Origin of the sequence: Streptomyces sp. NPDC101776 (genome assembly GCF_044766845.1) — a bacterium.
Taxonomy (GTDB): domain Bacteria; phylum Actinomycetota; class Actinomycetes; order Streptomycetales; family Streptomycetaceae; genus Streptomyces.
In genome coordinates this window covers 225049-240431 of record NZ_JBIWMV010000014.1, presented here as the reverse complement: position 1 = coordinate 240431, position 15383 = coordinate 225049, and the positions used below count along the sequence as shown (strand labels likewise).

The 15383-nt window shown below is 69.6% G+C and carries 17 protein-coding genes and 1 pseudogene; 7 read left to right on the top strand and 11 right to left on the bottom strand.

All coding sequences use genetic code 11. The annotated features are described in order from the left end of the window. Window positions 1–58: 58 nt before the first annotated feature. From ACIRRY_RS34740 to ACIRRY_RS34730, 3 genes are all read right to left on the bottom strand, one after another. Complete coding sequence (locus tag ACIRRY_RS34740; protein ID WP_403980763.1) at window positions 59–787, bottom strand: LPXTG cell wall anchor domain-containing protein; 729 nt, start codon at window positions 785–787, stop codon at window positions 59–61. Between the two features lie 146 nt (window positions 788–933). Continuing rightward, complete coding sequence (locus ACIRRY_RS34735) at window positions 934–1437, bottom strand: ATP-binding protein (RefSeq protein WP_403980761.1); 504 nt, start codon at window positions 1435–1437, stop codon at window positions 934–936. Between the two features lie 148 nt (window positions 1438–1585). Beyond that, a complete protein-coding gene (locus ACIRRY_RS34730; protein WP_200682607.1) occupies window positions 1586–1957 on the bottom strand; it encodes an STAS domain-containing protein in 372 nt (123 codons plus the stop codon). Between the two features lie 278 nt (window positions 1958–2235). On the opposite strand from ACIRRY_RS34730, the gene ACIRRY_RS34725 reads away from it, so the two are divergent. The 3 genes from ACIRRY_RS34725 (at window position 2236) to ACIRRY_RS34715 (ending at window position 5650) form a co-directional block, all read left to right on the top strand. After that, window positions 2236–3117 (top strand): RNA polymerase sigma factor SigF, encoded by an 882-nt coding sequence (locus tag ACIRRY_RS34725; protein WP_403980759.1) that lies wholly within the window; start codon window positions 2236–2238, stop codon window positions 3115–3117. 201 nt (window positions 3118–3318) lie between these two features. After that, on the top strand, window positions 3319–4809 hold the full coding sequence (locus ACIRRY_RS34720) for a ricin-type beta-trefoil lectin domain protein (protein ID WP_403980756.1): 1491 nt from the start codon (window positions 3319–3321) through the stop codon (window positions 4807–4809). A gap of 82 nt (window positions 4810–4891) precedes the next feature. Beyond that, on the top strand, window positions 4892–5650 hold the full coding sequence (locus ACIRRY_RS34715) for a DUF5995 family protein (RefSeq protein ID WP_403980753.1): 759 nt from the start codon (window positions 4892–4894) through the stop codon (window positions 5648–5650). Here ACIRRY_RS34715 and ACIRRY_RS34710 read toward each other — a convergent pair. From ACIRRY_RS34710 to ACIRRY_RS34700, 3 genes and pseudogenes are all read right to left on the bottom strand, one after another. Continuing rightward, window positions 5619–5882 (bottom strand): hypothetical protein, encoded by a 264-nt coding sequence (locus ACIRRY_RS34710; protein WP_403980751.1) that lies wholly within the window; start codon window positions 5880–5882, stop codon window positions 5619–5621. The two genes, ACIRRY_RS34715 and ACIRRY_RS34710, sit on opposite strands and share 32 nt — an antisense overlap. A gap of 3 nt (window positions 5883–5885) precedes the next feature. Next, window positions 5886–6761 (bottom strand): hypothetical protein, encoded by an 876-nt coding sequence (locus ACIRRY_RS34705; RefSeq protein ID WP_403980749.1) that lies wholly within the window; start codon window positions 6759–6761, stop codon window positions 5886–5888. Between the two features lie 42 nt (window positions 6762–6803). After that, window positions 6804–7231 (bottom strand): annotated as a pseudogene (locus ACIRRY_RS34700) (ATP-binding protein). A 190-nt stretch (window positions 7232–7421) separates the two neighbouring features. On the opposite strand from ACIRRY_RS34700, the gene ACIRRY_RS34695 reads away from it, so the two are divergent. The 4 genes from ACIRRY_RS34695 to ACIRRY_RS34680 all read left to right on the top strand — a co-directional run bounded on the left by ACIRRY_RS34695 (window position 7422) and on the right by ACIRRY_RS34680 (window position 9983). Further along, window positions 7422–8273 (top strand): helix-turn-helix domain-containing protein, encoded by an 852-nt coding sequence (locus ACIRRY_RS34695; protein WP_403980746.1) that lies wholly within the window; start codon window positions 7422–7424, stop codon window positions 8271–8273. A gap of 8 nt (window positions 8274–8281) precedes the next feature. After that, window positions 8282–8479 carry a DUF397 domain-containing protein gene (locus ACIRRY_RS34690; protein ID WP_403980743.1) on the top strand — a complete coding sequence of 66 codons (198 nt, stop codon included), beginning with the start codon at window positions 8282–8284 and terminating at the stop codon, window positions 8477–8479. Window positions 8480–8517: 38 nt separating this feature from the next. Continuing rightward, entirely contained in the window at window positions 8518–8712 is a 195-nt protein-coding gene (locus tag ACIRRY_RS34685) for a DUF397 domain-containing protein (protein WP_403980741.1), read from the top strand. Between the two features lie 89 nt (window positions 8713–8801). Beyond that, complete coding sequence (locus tag ACIRRY_RS34680) at window positions 8802–9983, top strand: serine hydrolase domain-containing protein (RefSeq protein ID WP_403980738.1); 1182 nt, start codon at window positions 8802–8804, stop codon at window positions 9981–9983. Here the strand turns inward: ACIRRY_RS34680 and ACIRRY_RS34675 are convergent, their stop codons facing one another. From ACIRRY_RS34675 to ACIRRY_RS34655, 5 genes are all read right to left on the bottom strand, one after another. Then, window positions 9984–10949 (bottom strand): CehA/McbA family metallohydrolase, encoded by a 966-nt coding sequence (locus tag ACIRRY_RS34675; RefSeq protein ID WP_403980735.1) that lies wholly within the window; start codon window positions 10947–10949, stop codon window positions 9984–9986. Window positions 10950–10953: 4 nt separating this feature from the next. Next, window positions 10954–11364 (bottom strand): hypothetical protein, encoded by a 411-nt coding sequence (locus ACIRRY_RS34670; protein WP_403980733.1) that lies wholly within the window; start codon window positions 11362–11364, stop codon window positions 10954–10956. A 160-nt stretch (window positions 11365–11524) separates the two neighbouring features. Further along, a complete protein-coding gene (hutI, locus tag ACIRRY_RS34665) occupies window positions 11525–12700 on the bottom strand; it encodes an imidazolonepropionase (RefSeq protein WP_403980730.1) in 1176 nt (391 codons plus the stop codon). A gap of 20 nt (window positions 12701–12720) precedes the next feature. Next, window positions 12721–14046, bottom strand: coding sequence for a formimidoylglutamate deiminase (locus tag ACIRRY_RS34660; protein WP_403980881.1), 1326 nt, complete (start codon window positions 14044–14046; stop codon window positions 12721–12723). 29 nt (window positions 14047–14075) lie between these two features. Further along, window positions 14076–15356 carry an allantoate amidohydrolase gene (locus tag ACIRRY_RS34655; RefSeq protein WP_403980879.1) on the bottom strand — a complete coding sequence of 427 codons (1281 nt, stop codon included), beginning with the start codon at window positions 15354–15356 and terminating at the stop codon, window positions 14076–14078. Window positions 15357–15383 lie beyond the last annotated feature (27 nt).

Genomic DNA, 15383 nt, shown 5'->3' with positions numbered 1-15383 from the left:
TTCCGTACGCGGACGTTCGGCCACCGCGGCAAGCGCGCGGCGGTCTCGCAGGGGGCGGTCAGCGGCGGGCGCGGGCCGTCTGGTTGCGCCGGGTCAGCCACAGGGTGCCCGCCGCGCCCGCGAGCAGCACCGTGCCGCCGAGCGTGCCGAGGGCGACGAACGAGTCGTCGGGGCCGGTCTTCGGAAGGGTGCCGCCGGAGTCCGTACCGGTGCTGGAACCCGTGGAACCCGTAGAGCCCGTGGAACCCGTGGAGCCTGTGGACCCGGACGACCCGCCCGCCGCCGTGACGTCCAACGTGAGGGACGGGCCGGGGCTGTTGGTCGGGGTGCACGTCGTCGTCGTACCGAGGGCCTTGATGGTGAGGACGGCCGCCGTGAAGGTGACCTTGCCGCTCGCCTTCGGGGTGTACGTGCCCGTCAAGTCGTTGATTTTGATGGGGGTGTTGGCGGGGATCGCGGCCGCGTTGGCGGGGCCGGACACCGAGACCGTGCCGCTGTCCGCGCCGCCCAGCTTGATGGTGGCGCTCGGGCTCATCGCGCCCTTGCCGAGTTCGACGGGGCTGGAGGAGACGCCCTTCTGCCAGGACATGGTGAGCTGGTAGCCGCTGCCGCTCTTGACGCCCTTGATGTCGATCGGCGAGACGGCGGTCTTGACGCCGATGGGCGTCTCGCACTTGTAGTTGACGTCGACCACGTCGGCCCGCGCTGCGGGGGCGGCCATGAATACCGCCGAGCCGGCGAGGGCCGCGACGGACGCGAGCGCTGCGGTTCGTTTCTGGTACGACACGGTCCCCTCATTCCTGACGGCACATCAGATCGGCCGTCAAGGTACGCCGGGGGTCGTGAGGAAGGAAGACAAGGCGCACGCCGGAGTTGTGACGATCCGGCGTGCACGGAGGGAGTGCCGAGTGGAAGGGGTGACCGGGGGTAACCCTAGGCGGGTGCGCCCAGCTCCGCCCACACCGTCTTGCCGGTGACTCCCGGGGTGCGTACGACTCCCCAGTCCAGGCACAGTCGCTGCACGATGAACATGCCGTGGCCGCCGGGGCGGCCCGCGCGGTGCGGGGTCCTGGGGGCGGGCTGGCCCGCGCCGCGGTCGGAGACCTCGACCCGGATCACCTTCTTGTCGCAGGTGATCCACATCTCGTCCGGGCCCTCGGCGTGCAGACAGGCGTTGGTGACCAGTTCGGAGACGACGAGGAGCACGTCCTCGGCGGCGGCGCGCCGGTCGGCGCCCTCGGCGGGCAGCCAGCCCCAGGCGTACAGGGCCTGGCGGGCGAAGTCGCGGGCCAGGGGTACGACCCCGCTCTCGCCCGCGAAACCGAGTCTGCGGGTGTCGCGCCCCATGGCGGGCTCGGCGTCGTCGCCGGCGGGCGGCGCGGAATCGCCACCGGGCTCCGGGCGGTCGCCCGGCGGGTAGGGCCGGGTGGTGCTCATCAGCGCTTCACCTCACCGATTCACCGGTTCACGATTCAAGAGTCTGTACGTGTTCAAGAGTCAGTACGTGCGTCAGGTGCATTTTCGTCGCTCCGGTTTCCGACAGGTTCAGATGTTCTCCTGCCCTGGCGAACCGGCAAAACACCCCTTATTCGTCGGCGAGAGCAGCCTCAAGGGTGTCGTGGACGGTGAAGACCGCATCCGCCCCGGTGATCTCGAACACGCGCGCCACCGCGGGCTTCATCCCCGCGAGGTGCACCCCGCCGTCCGCGGCTTCCGCCTTCAGGCGCGCGCCGAGCAATACGTTCAGGCCCGTGGAGTCACAGAACTCCAGCCGTGAGCAGTCCACGACGAGCCGTGCGTACCCATGGGCAAGCAGGTCCTCCAGCGGTTCCCGCAACAGATCGGCGGTGTGGTGATCCAACTCACCCGCCGGTGTCACGACAGCGCTGAGGCCCTCTTTCCGCACCTCGACCAGAAGCCGGCCAGACTGTGCGCTGCCGACCGTCCCGCGGTCCATGCCGTCTCTCTCTCCCGAGGTCGTGGCTGTTGACGTTCGCGCTGGAACACTACGCCTTCCTCACACTCTCCGACACCCGAACAACCGCCCACAAATGGACATATGGGTACACAACGCACTTGCGGCGGGCTCCAGAAAGCGGGTAGGGCTAGGAGAGACAAGTATTTGGACATTCGATACGACCGACAAGACCCGACACAACCGGCTTTGGAGGCGCCGCACTCCGCAGTGCACGCACCGGCTTCGGCAGCCATATGCCGAGAACGATGGAGGACGCCATGTCACCCCGGCTCGACGCATCGCCTACCCCGGCAGCGACGTCGACACCCCCACCGGCACAACTGGATCCCAATCCCATCGAGGGGCTCCCCGAGATCCCCCCGTACGACGAGATCGGCGCCGTAGACGCGCGCGCCCTCTCGAAGACCCTCTTCGCGCGGCTGGAGTCGCTCGAGGAAGGGACGTACGAGTACGCGTACGTCCGCAACACGCTCGTCGAGCTCAACCTCGCGCTGGTCAAGTTCGCCGCCTCCCGCTTCCGCTCGCGCAGCGAGCCGATGGAGGACATCATCCAGGTCGGCACGATCGGCCTGATCAAGGCGATCGACCGCTTCGAACTCAGCCGCGGCGTCGAGTTCCCCACCTTCGCGATGCCCACCATCGTCGGGGAGATCAAGCGCTTCTTCCGCGACACCTCGTGGTCCGTGCGCGTCCCGCGCCGACTCCAGGAACTCCGGCTCGACCTGGCCAAGGCCGGCGACGAACTGGCCCAGCAGCTCGACCGCGCCCCCACCGTGGCCGAGCTGGCCGAGCGCCTCAAGCTCAGCCGCGACGAGGTCGTCGAGGGCATGGCGGCGTCAAACGCCTACACCGCCAGCTCACTTGACGCCCAGCCCGAGGAGGACGACTCCGAGGGCGCGCTCGCGGACCGTATCGGCTACGAGGACCACGGACTCGAAGGCATCGAGTACGTCGAGTCGTTGAAGCCGCTGATCGCCGAACTCCCGTTCCGGGACCGGCAGATCCTCTCCCTGCGCTTCGTCGCCAACATGACGCAGTCGGAGATCGGCGACGAGCTGGGCATCTCGCAGATGCACGTCTCGCGGCTGCTGTCGCGGACCCTGGTACGGCTGCGGAAGGGCCTGACGGTCGAGGAGTAGTCCAGTCCCCCGACCGGGTTCACCCTGCCTGTGCTGAGCGCGGCGCGCGTGTGTGTGCGCCGCGCTCAGGCGTTCCCGGATGCTCCGGTGCCGTTCCCTGGGTTACCCACAGAAACCTCTTTCCCCACCGGCCCTCTTCCACCACTATGGTCACCCGACAAACTGGCTGGTCCGTCAGGACGGGCGCGAGGAGACGGGTGAATGGTTCGCTCCGACGAGTACGGCGACACCCCCGCCGACGCTTCCGACGCACGGCTCACGGAACTGCTGCGCGCCGACACGTCCACGCTCTACCCGGCCCTCCAGGAACTCCGCACCCGGCACCAGCCGTCCGTGCTGTCCTACGCCCGCCTGTGCACCACGAGCGAGTCGGCGGCACGGCAGTTGGCGGCGCAGACGTTCACCCTCGCGGCCCGCGAGACGGCACGCGGCGTGGACCCGGGAGTCCCCTGGCGGCACCAACTCCTGCTGCTGACAGGCCGGGTGGCCGCGTCCTGGTCCCAGGACGACCGCTCGACCGGCCTCGATTCCGGCCTCCTCCTGCTCCTGAACACGACGGACCCGGCCCCGTCCATGCTCCCGCCGTTCCTCTCCCTCTCCTCCCGTACCCAGGGCCTGGTCTGGTACGGCATCGTCGAGCGGGAGCCGGCGACCGTGACCGCCACCTTCCTCGGCCTCACCCCCGAGGACGTCGTCCACGGCACCGAACAGGCCCTCCAGGCCATGGCGCAGGCCTGCCTGAAGTCCCGCCTGGCCGCCTCCGACGACCCGCGCTGCGGTGACTTCCGGCGCCTGATCGAGCAGTCGGTACGCCCCGACCACCCCCGCGACAGCGCCGACCTGCGCGCCCACATGGCGCACTGCGCCCACTGCACGGGCGCGTACGAGGAACTGACGGCGCTGCGGGACGCTCCGCGGGCGACGCTGTCGGAGGGTTTGCTGCCATGGGCGGGAACGTCGTACGCGATGAGCGGTCGCGAGGAGGTGAGGGGCAACTCCCTCAGTACTCCCTCGACTTGGTCGCCCTCGCGTCGGCTGGTGCTGGCCTCGGCGGCGCTGGGGGTGGCGTTGGTGCCGCTGCTGTTCTTCGTGCTGCGGCCGGGTGGGGCGACACCGCGTCCGGGAGCGGCGGCGGGGACGGTGGCGGTCGTCCCGTCGGCCCCGTCCGAGGTGACGGTGACGGCGACGGTCCCGGTGACGCCGTCGGCATCCCCCTCCAAGTCACCTTCTCCGAAACCGAGTTCGAGTCCGACCCGCTCGGCAACCCCCACCCCCTCTCCCACCACCCACGCGCCGAACGGCACGTACGCCCAGGTCGTGAACGTCTCCACGGGCCGGTGCCTGGACATCCGGGACGGCGACCTGACGGAGGGCGCGGATGTGATCACGGCACCGTGCACCTCGTCCGACACGCAGTTGTGGCGGGTGGACGCGGCACGCGGGGTGGTGCAGTCGTCGGCCGACTCAGACCTGTGCCTGGACAGCCGGGGGTCCGTGGAGAAGGGGGTCGGCATCTGGGAGTGCGATTCGGTGGACGGGAGCCACGGCGACAACCTGAGGTTCACGGTGGACGGGGACGGGGTGATCCGTCCGGCGATCGCGATCCTGACGGGGATGACGCCGGAGGGCGGTGCCGGGGTGTCGCTGGTGCCGTTGAGCGGGGGCGCGGAGCAGCGGTGGCGGGCGGGGTGAGGCGGGTGCCGTACCGGAGCGGGCGTTATCAGTGAGACTGGGCAGCAGTCCGAACTGAGGCTCCGGAAAAAGGGAGTTGGGCATGACGGCACAGAACATCGACGAGGTCGTGGACGGGCTTGCGGGGATCGTGCGGGAGGCGACCCGTGCGGGTGACCGGATCGGGTATTTCGCGGCGCTGTACCGACAGGTGACGGTCGAGATCCGTAAGGCCATCCACGAGGGCCAGTTCGAGGACGGCCTGCGGATGGACCGCTTCGACACGCTCTTCGGCAACCGTTACTTCGCCGCGCACGACGCGTGGCTCCGCGACGGCAGTGGACCACGTTGCTGGCGCGCGACCTTCGGCCTGCTCGCCGACTCCGACACGGTCATCGTCCAGCACCTGATCCTCGGCGTGAACGCGCACATCAACCTCGACCTGGCCGTCGCCGCCGCGGGGACCGACCCCGGCAAGGACATCCAGGCACTACGGCACGACTTCCTGCTGATCAACGACATCCTGGCGCGGGTGGTGCTGGCGGTGCAGGACTCGGTCGACGCGGTGTCACCCCTCCTGTCCCTCCTGGACAAGGTCGGCGGCCGCACCGACGAGCAGATCCTCGACTTCAGCATCGTCCAGTCCCGCGCGGAGGCGTGGGAGAACGCGGTGCTGTTGGCGGGGCAGAGTGAGAGTGAGCGCGCGGCGACCATCGAACGCCTCGACATCCGCGCCGCCGTTCTCGCCCGCTTGATCGCCCGCCCGGGCGCCCTGGTCCGCCCGGCGCTGGAGCTGATCCGGCATACGGAGAGTGGTGATGTGGCTGCGGTCATCGCTCATCTGGACAGCGCGGTGCGGTGAACAACTCCCTCGCGTCGGTGATGTCGTGGGAGCGGTCGAGCCAGGTGGCGAGTTCGTCGGGGTCGGTGGAGGCGAGGATGCGGTCGCGGGTGGGGGTGGGGACGTCGATCTGACGTGCGCGGAGGAGTCGTAGAATGATCTCCGCGCGTGCCTGAGCGCGTCCCTCCCGCCGGCCTTCCTCACGCACCTGTTCTGCCAGCGGGTGCCGCCAGAAGTACTGGATGTTCCGCACGGTTCAGCGGTCGTCGCCGAACAGATCCATCGCGTCGGACACCTGTTGGGAGCGGTCGAGCCAGGTGCCGAGTTCGTCGAGGTCGGTGGAGGCGAGGATGCGGTCGCGGACACCGTCGGGGACGTCGATCTGACGCCGTTGGAGGGTACGGAGAATGGCTGCCGACCACCCCTCGGCCCGCCCTTCCTCACGTACCTGCTCCGCCAGCGGGTGCCGCCAGAAGTACTGGATCGCCGTCATCAGGTCCCTCCACATCTGCTGGGCCTGGCGGTCTGCCAGGCACGAGTCGACGAACTGCACGAAGACCGCGGCACTGTCCGGGTCGATGGTCCGCAGGGCGTTTGCCAGGGATTCCAGTATGACGGCGGCCTGCGGACCCTTGCCATGCGTCATCGCCGAAAGCACCGCAAGGGGTACATCCCGTTCGGCTTCCCGGTCGTCCACGATCACCGGCACGTTGTCCGGTCCCAGGACGAACGGTCGCACCGTCAGCGAGGGGCATCCGCGTACCCCGAGATGGATCGGTTCCGCCGCCCAGCGGGCCGTGGCGTGGCTCTGGGTGATGACGATGAGTACGGGTTCGCAGCGGTACTTCTCGTGCAGGTAGCTGAGGTAGTACGGCCAACTGCCGCGTTTCCGCTTATCGATGTCGCTCTGCGACTCGACGACCAGGAGGTAGGCCCCGTCGTCGGTCTCCGCGCGGAGCAACGTGTCCACGCGCCTCTCGACCGGTTCGATCTCGGTGAGGTCCACGTTCATGGCGGCGAACTCACGTGGTTCGGGGAAGGGGATCCCTAACACGCCCTGCAGAGCACGGGTCAGAAGCGCGGGATCCTTCTGGAAGATCCGGTGCAGCGCCTCGTGCGACGAGCTGACCATCAACTCTCCTTTCTGTCCGATCAATTCGAGATGATCAACGATCTAGGCGGCGTTCAGGTCACACCAGACGTACTTGCCGCGCCGCCCGTTCCTCGACAACGGCTGCCAGCCCCAGAGATCGGCGCAGGCCCGCACCAACGCGAGGCCTCGGCCTGCCTCAGCGTCCAAAAGATTCGCCAACTGCCCCGGCGGCTCGGGGGGTTCGGGGTCCGCGTCCCACGCCCCGACACCCGCAGCACCCCCGCCGACCAGCTCACGCGGAGCATGACCGGACCCTTTGTGTGGAGTACGGCGTTGGCCACCAGCTCCGTCGCGAGGAGTTCGGCGGTGTCCGCGACCCGGATGAGACCGTGCACGGTGAGGACGAGGCGGAGGGTGCGGCGGCAGACGGTGACGGCACGGCGGTCGTGCGGGACGGAGAGGGAGTACTCCCAGGGCTCGGGCTCGGGTTGGGTTTCAGATTCGGGCATGCGGCAGCTCCGGGGCGGTCGGTGTTGGGTGCGCGCGGTGGCAGTGCCGCATCCGTCATGGCAGGACGAAGCGGTGCGCTTCCGCAGCGTGTGCGTGGCATCACCGACAGTAGGGTGTAAATTCGTACCCCTGCAACCGCCTCGCGTAATCTGACCCCGAACGAGGAGTCCCAGAGAGGCAGTTACTCGGATGACCATGCGGAACCAGCCCACCGCCCGACACATGCGCCTGGGTTCCGAGCTGCGCAAGCTACGGGAGGCCGCGGGCAAGCCGGCCAAAGAGGTGGCCGGGCTCCTTGGGTCGAGTTCGGCACACATGAGCCAGATCGAAGCCGGCAGTTCAGCGATCAGCGAGGAACGGCTGCGCAGACTGGCGGCTCATTGCGCCTGCACGGACGAGGAGTTGATCGAGGCCCTCGTGGCGATGGCGACCGAGCGCACACGCGGGTGGTGGGACGAGTACAAAGGTGTCCTACCCCAGGTGAACCTGGACGTGGCCGAGGCAGAGCACCACGCGAAGTTCCTGCGGGAAGTCGTCATCACGCACGTCCCCGGGCTGCTCCAGACGCCGGACTATGCGCGGGCGGTCTTCGGGTACATGCGTCCGGAGCTACCGGAGAGCGAACTGGCACCCCGGGTGGACCACCGGATGAAGCGGCGAGCCGTCATCGAAGGCGACAACCCGACGCCGTACGAGACGGTCATCCACGAGTTCGCACTGCGGATCCGCGTGGCGGACCGCCAGGCATCCATCACCCAACTCCGCCGCATTCTGACCGAGATCGAGGAGGGGCACGCCACGGTTCGCGTCATCCCGACCGACCAGGACGGCTTCGCCGGGGCCGGCGCCTCAATGATGTACATGGGCGGTCCGTTGGCCCAACTGGACACCGGGCTCAGGGACACCCCTGGCGGGACCATGTTCATCGATGCCGAAGCGCAGTTGAAACGGCTCCGAGCGCTCTTCCGTAAGGTGGAGAAGGCGTCGCTGGACTCCACGGCGTCGCGGGACTTCATCCACCACCTGACGAAGGAACTGTGAGACGCACCATGAGCCACGCCCTGCACTGGCAGAAGTCCACGTTCTCGGACGGCGGCGAAGGCAACACCTGCGTCGAACTCGCCGCCGCCCCCGACACTCTCCGCCTGCGCGAGAGTGACGCCCCCACCACCCAACTCACCACCAGCATCGCCCCCTTGACCCACCTCATACGTGGCATCAAGGCAGGCCGATCCACAGCCCGTTGACCAACGGCACCCTGGCAGAAGGAATCGCGAGGACCCACATGCCCGGGAACAAGCACTGGCAGAAGTCCACTTTCTCGGACGGCGGCGACGGCAACACCTGCGTCGAACTCGCCACCACCCGTAACGCCTTCCACCTCCGCGAAAGCGTCACGCCGAACACCGAACTCACCACCGCCCGCGCTCCGTTGACCCACCTCATACACGGCATCAAGTCAGGCCTGTTCCACCCCTGAGCACTCCCGCCGCACCGGGGGCTATCCCCCACCCCTCTCCTGGGGCACACCGGATCGCCCCCGCCGAAGAGCGAAACTAGCGTTCAGCCATGACCTCGGACCTGCGGAAGCACCTCGTCATCGCACTCGGCATAGCCACCCTGCTCGCCGCAGAGATGGGCACCGCCGTAGCCCAGCCCACCACCCCCTCCCCCGCGGAGCGGTTACGGCAGAACACCAAGGCGATCCACGCGCTCGGTGTCAGCGGGGTGCAGGCCCGCGTGGTCGCGGCCGGTGGCCGGGAGTGGGTCGCCACCAGCGGTACCGCCGACCTGAACACCGGCCGCCCGGTCCGTTCCGACGGCTACTTCCGCATGGCCAGCACGTCCAAGACGCTGGTCGCCACCGTGGTGCTCCAGTTGGAGGCCGAGGGCAGGCTGTCCCTGGACGACACGGTCGATCACTGGCTGCCAGGAGTGGTGCGGGGCAACGGCAACGACGGCAGCCGCATCACCGTCCGCCAACTGCTCCAGCACACCAGCGGAATCCGCGACGACCTCCCCGGGTACACCACACCGGCCGAGTACTACCAGCAGCGCTACTTCGTCTACAGCCCCGAGCAGTTGGTCACTCGCGCCATGGCCCACGCGCCGAACTCCCCACCGGGCGAAGGCTGGAGCTACTCCAACACCGGTTACGTCCTGCTCGGCACCCTCATCCAGAAAGCCTCCGGCCGACCCGCCCACCAGGAAATCGAAGACCGGATCCTGCGTCCGCTCGGCCTCAACCAAACCCGGTGGCGCGGTACTTCACCGACCCTGCCCCGGCCGCACGCCAAGGCCTACCAACTCTTCGGCCCCGGTTCCGAGGTGGACGTCACCGACCAGATACCCGTGGACTACGAGAACCTCTCGTTCGTCACGACCACGCGGGACGAGAACGCGTTGCTCCGCGCGCTGCTCGCCGGCCGCCTGCTGCCGCCGCGACAACTGGCCGAGATGAAGCACACCGTCCCCGTGAGCGCGGAGGTCCAACAGCTCTGGCCCGGTGGCCGATACGGACTCGGCCTGGCCGAACGCCCCCTGAGCTGCGGAGGAACCTATTGGGGCCATGAGGGCGGGGACGGCGGCTACATCACCCTCAACGGTGTCACCGACGACGGCAGGCGAAGCGCCGTCGTCTCCATGTCCGAGGCACGCGGCGACACCCTGGAGCACATCCTGGCCCAGGAGAACGCGGCCAGCGCCCTGATCGACGACGCGTTGTGCGCGAGGGCACCCAACACCCCGTGATCAGAGCAGAGTTACCGGGTTGCTCAGCGCCGCCATGCTCCCCCCGGGATGACGCACCTCGACCCGGACGAACGCCGACTCCCGCGCACTGGTACGCCACTCCACCGCGCCCACTCCCGCAGCGGACAGCGAAGCAACGTGGACCTTCCCCGCCCCGGTGTGAAGACTGACCACCCCCGAAGGCACACCCCTCACACCCACCCGCGCCACGACCGGTCCCGCACCACTCTCCAACTGCCCGCCGATACACACCCGTTGAGCGCCCGCAGAGACCTCGAACGACAACTCGACGTCGGCAGAACCGGCGATCCAACTCCGCCCGGCGCGAATGCCGGCGAGCACCGCGGCCGTACTCAGCTCACCGGCCCGCACCACGGTGTGCGGAACGCCGATCTGGCCCGACAGGTGTGCGTCGCTGTTGCCCATCGCCGGCCGCCACCCGCCCTGCCGAACACCCGCCGCAAGACCACTCCCCCACTCCGCCAACGCCGCCTCGTTGTCCGCCTGCCAGGGCAGGTCCGAAGTCCACGGCCCGTTCCAGACCTCCACCACGTCGAACCCCTGGTACGGGTACAGGAACGTCCCCGAGTCGTACGGCGCGTGCGGATGGGCGACCACACACAGCCCACCGCCCCGATGGACCTCGTCGAGATGCCGGTCGATCACCCCGTCCCGCACGCCGTACCGCCAGTCGACCACCCGCCCGTACCGGACCCCCAGCGCGAGCCAGTGCCCGGTACGGGTGGTGACCTCCTGCCCCAGGATCACCAGCAGATCGTCGCCGCCGTAGCGACCCCAAGTGCCGTGCGTATCGGCGTTGTTGTGCTCGGTGGCGGTCAGGAAATCCAGTCCCGCCGCCCGCGCCTCGACGGCAAGACGTTCCGGCGTCAGCTCACCGCCGTGCGAGCACACCGAGTGCACGTGACAGTCGCCCCGGTACCAGCCACCTTCTCGACCGACAGTCACCCGATCACGCGGCGTCGAGGGCGGTGGTGATCTTGCGGACCATCTCCGTCATGACCGGGCTGACCTCGCCCTTCTTGGGCCGGACCGCCGCTTCGACCGTGACCAGGACGGTGCTGCGGAAGTTGTCGGCCTCCGCCGGATCCTGCTTCGTGAGCAGGCTCATCGCGCTGGTCAGGGCGGGCAGCACGTGGTCGGCGATCTCGGCCACGGACTTGCCGTCCAGGTTCGCGATCTTGGAGTGCTCGGCGAGCACGTGGCCGACCTGACCGGTCGCCGAGCTCAGGGCGAGGCTGCCCTGGGTGGCGATCCGGTGCGGCGAGCCGGCGACGGCACCGGCTGCCGACAGGAGGGTGACGGCGCCGTACGCGGCGGTACGCAGGGTGTTCTTGTCCTGGTCGGTAAGGGTGATGGCCATGATGATCTGCTCCTTGGGATCGGGCGCGGCCCCGGTCGGGGCTCGGTTCGCCTTCCTTCTGGAACAGAGCCTGCGCCCACCCGGTTTCACGACGCCCTCAACCCGCTTTCAGCGGACAGGGGACGTATGAGATCCGTTGAAATCCTCCGAGATGCCCTGGTCAGACCACCCGCATACCCCGCCGCCACACCCCACTCACCAACGGCACCCCCGGCCGATACGCCAGATGCACATGGCTCGGCGCGTCCAGCAGAGTCAAGTCGGCACGCGCCCCCACCACGACCCGGCCCACGTCGTCGCGTCGCAACGCCGCCGCCCCGCCCGCCGTGGCCGCCCACACCGCCTCGTCCGGAGTCATCCCCATGTCCCGTACGGCCAGCGCGATGCAGAAGGGGACGGAGGAGGTGAAGGACGAGCCGGGGTTGCAGTCGGTCGACAGGGCGACCGTGACGCCCGCGTCCAACAGGCGGCGCGCGTCCGGCCATTGCGCCCGCGTCGAGAACTCGGCACCGGGGAGGAGCGTCGCGACCGTCCGGCCGGCCGCCAGTGCGTCCACGTCCGCGTCCGTGAGATGCGTGCAGTGGTCCGCGCTCGCCGCGTCCAGTTCTACGGCGAGTTGGACGCCCGGGCCGTAGGAGAGCTGGTTGGCGTGGATGCGTGGGTGCAGGCCCTTCGCCTTGCCCGCCGTGAGGATCGCGCGCGCCTGGTCGCCGTCGAACGCGCCCTTCTCGCAGAACACGTCGATCCAACGGGCGTGCGGGGCGCAGGCGTCGAGCATCTCGCCGGTGACCAGTGCCACGTATGCGGCGGGGTCGTCGGCGTAGTCGGGCGAGACGATGTGCGCGCCGAGGTACGTCACCTCGTCCGTGTGCGCGGCGGCGATGCGGAGCGCGCGGGACTCGTCGGCGACCGTCAGGCCGTAGCCGGACTTCGTCTCGAAGGTGGTGGTGCCCTGGCGGAGGGCCTCGTCCAGGTAACGGGTGAGGTTCGCCTCCAGTTCCGCGTCGCTCGCCGCGCGCGTCGCCGCGACCGTCGTACGGATGCCGCCCGCGCTGTACGCCCGCCCGGACATGCGGGCGTTGAACTCCTGGGTGCGGTCGCCCGCGAAGACGAGGTGCGAGTGGGAGTCCACGAAGCCCGGCAGGACCGCCCTTCCACCGGCGTCGACCCGATTGTCAGTGGCGGGTGCTTTGCTTGTTTCACCGGTCCAAGCGATGCGGTCGCCGTCGATGACGACGGCCGCGTCCTGGATCAGACCGAGAGGCGAGCCATCACCCAGGGAGGGGTCGTTGGTGACGAGCGTGGCGATGTTGGTGATGACAGTGCTGCTACTCATCGTGTCCTCGTGGGTGGTTGTCAGGCACGCAGGGCTTCGACTGCCTGCGCCAAGGCCTGCGGCACATCCGGTACGAGCGCGTGCGCCCCGTCGCGTACGACGTGCCGGCCGCCCACGACCGTGTGCCGTACGTCCGCTGCCGTCGCCGCGAATACGGCCGTCTCGGCGCCGAGCCTGGGTACCGGGCCCGCTGTCCTGACCGAGTCGAGCGCGATCGTCGTGAAGTCGGCGAGGGCGCCTGCCGTGAGGCTGCCCGCCTCGTCCCAGCCGAGTGCCGCGTGGCCGTCGGCCGAGGCCGCGCGGAGCAGGGCCGCCGCCGTCCAGTGGCCCCGGGTGCGGGTGCGCAGGCGCTCGTTCAGCTCCATCGCGCGGGCCTCTTCGAGCAGGTCGATGACGGCGTGGCTGTCCGAGCCGAGGGAGAGGGGTGAGCCGGCTCGCTGGAGGGCGACCGCCGGGCCGATGCCGTCGGCCAGGTCCCGTTCCGTCGTCGGGCACATGCAGGTGCCCGTCCCGGTGGAGCCCAGCAGCGCGATGTCCTCGTCCGTGAGGTGCGTGTTGTGGACGCCCGTGGTGCGCGGGCCCAACACCCCGTGGTCGGCGAGGAGTTGGGTCGGCGTGCAGTCGTGGGCCGTGCGGCAGGCGTCGTTCTCCGCCGTCTGCTCGGACAGGTGGACGTGGAGCGGGGCCCGCCGCTCCTCGGCCCAGCGGGCCACCGTCGCCAACTCACCGGCGGGCACGGCCCGTACGGAGTGGATCGCGGCACCGATCCTCGCGTGATCCCGTTCCTTGAGAAGTGAACAGCGTTCCGCCCAGGCGTCCGCGCTTCCGTCGGAGAAGCGGAGCTGGTGGTGGTTGGGGGGCTGCCCGAAGCCGGAGGAGAGGTAGGCGGTGTCGAGGAGGGTGATGCGGATACCGGCTTCGGAGGAGGCGGCGATGAGGGCCTCGCCCATGGCGTTGGGGTCGGCGTACGGGGTGCCGCCGTGCGCGTGGTGCACATAGTGGAACTCGCCGACCGCCGTGATCCCGGCCAGCGCCATCTCGGCGTACACCGCGCGGGCCAGTGCGTGGTAGGTGTCCGGGGTGAGCTGGTCGGCGAAGGAGTACATGAACTCCCGCCAGGTCCAGAAGGTGCCGGAGCCGACCTGGACGGTGCCGCGCAGGGCGCGGTGGAAGGCGTGGCTGTGGGCGTTGGCGAGGCCGGGGAGGGTGAGTCCGCGCAGGATCTCGGCGCCGGGGGGCGGGGTGTCGACCTCGGTGCGGACGGCCGCGATCCGTCCGTCACCCACCTCCAGGGCGACGCCCGGCTCGACGTTGGTGTCGAGCCAGGCGTGTTCCAGCCAGTACATCCGCGTGGTGGGGTGCGTGGTGGGGTGCGTCACCTGCAGGCCAGCCCTTCCAGTACGTCGGCGAGTGCGGTCACCCCGGCCACGCAGTCGTCCTCGGCCGCGAACTCGGCCGGGGAGTGCGAGACGCCCGTGGGATTGCGCACGAACAGCATGGCGGTCGGGATGCTCCCCGAGAGGATTCCGGCGTCGTGTCCGGCACCGGTGCCGAGGACGGGGACGGTGAGTTCCGTACCCGAACCCGCGCCCGCGCCCGAACCCGCGCCCAGGACTCGGGCGAGTTCGTCGCGAAGGGCGTGGTCGAACTCGACGACGGGAGTGAAGGACTCCCGGACGATGTCGAGGTCGATGCCGTGCGCCTCCGCGTACTCGCGGGCCGCCTTCTCGATGCCGGTGACCACCGTGTCCAGGGTGTCCTGGTCGGCGGCGCGGGAGTCGAGCCAGCCGCGCACGAGGGAGGGGATGGCGTTGACGCCGTTCGGTTCCACGGCGATCTTCCCGAACGTGGCGACGGCGCCCGCGAGTTGGGCCTCGCGGCGGGCGGCGAGCACGGTCTCGGCGTACGACAGCATCGGGTCGCGGCGGTCCACCAGGCGGGTGGTGCCGGCGTGGTTGGCCTCGCCCCGGAAGTCGAAGCGCCACCGTCCGTGCGGCCAGATGGCGCTGGCGATGCCGACCCGGTCGCCGGACAGGTCCAGGGCGCGGCCCTGTTCGACGTGGAGTTCGACGAACGCGCCGATGCGGGCGAGCCGTTCGGGGTCGGGGCCGATGGCGTCGGCGTCGTAGCCGGCCGCCGCCATGGCCTGCGGGAGCGTGACCCCGTCGCCGTCGGTCAGCCGGTGCGCCTGCTCGACGGTGAGCTGCCCGGCGGTCAGCCGCGACCCGACACAGGCGAGCCCGAAGCGGGCGCCTTCCTCGTCACCGAAGTTCACGATGGCGAGCGGCCTGGTGAACTCCACGCCCCTGCCCCGCAGTTCATCGAGCGCGGCGAAGGACGAGACGACTCCGAGGGGTCCGTCGAAGGCGCCGCCGTCGGGTACCGAGTCGAGGTGCGACCCGGTGACCACGGCGTCCCCGGCAGCGGGGTCACCGAGCCAGGCCCACTGGTTGCCGTTGCGGTCGAGTTCGTAGGTCAGGCCGCGCGCCTTGGCCTGCTCCTCGAACCAGGCCCGGCACTCGGCGTCGGCACCCGTCCAGGCGAACCGGCGATAGCCACCGGAGTCGGGGTGCCGACCGATGGGGAGCAGCTCGCGCCACATCTCGTGGAAGGAATCACCGGTCGGCACAGCCGACGCCCGGCTTCCTGTCCCCACCGAGGAGTCCCCGCCCCGCTCGTCTCC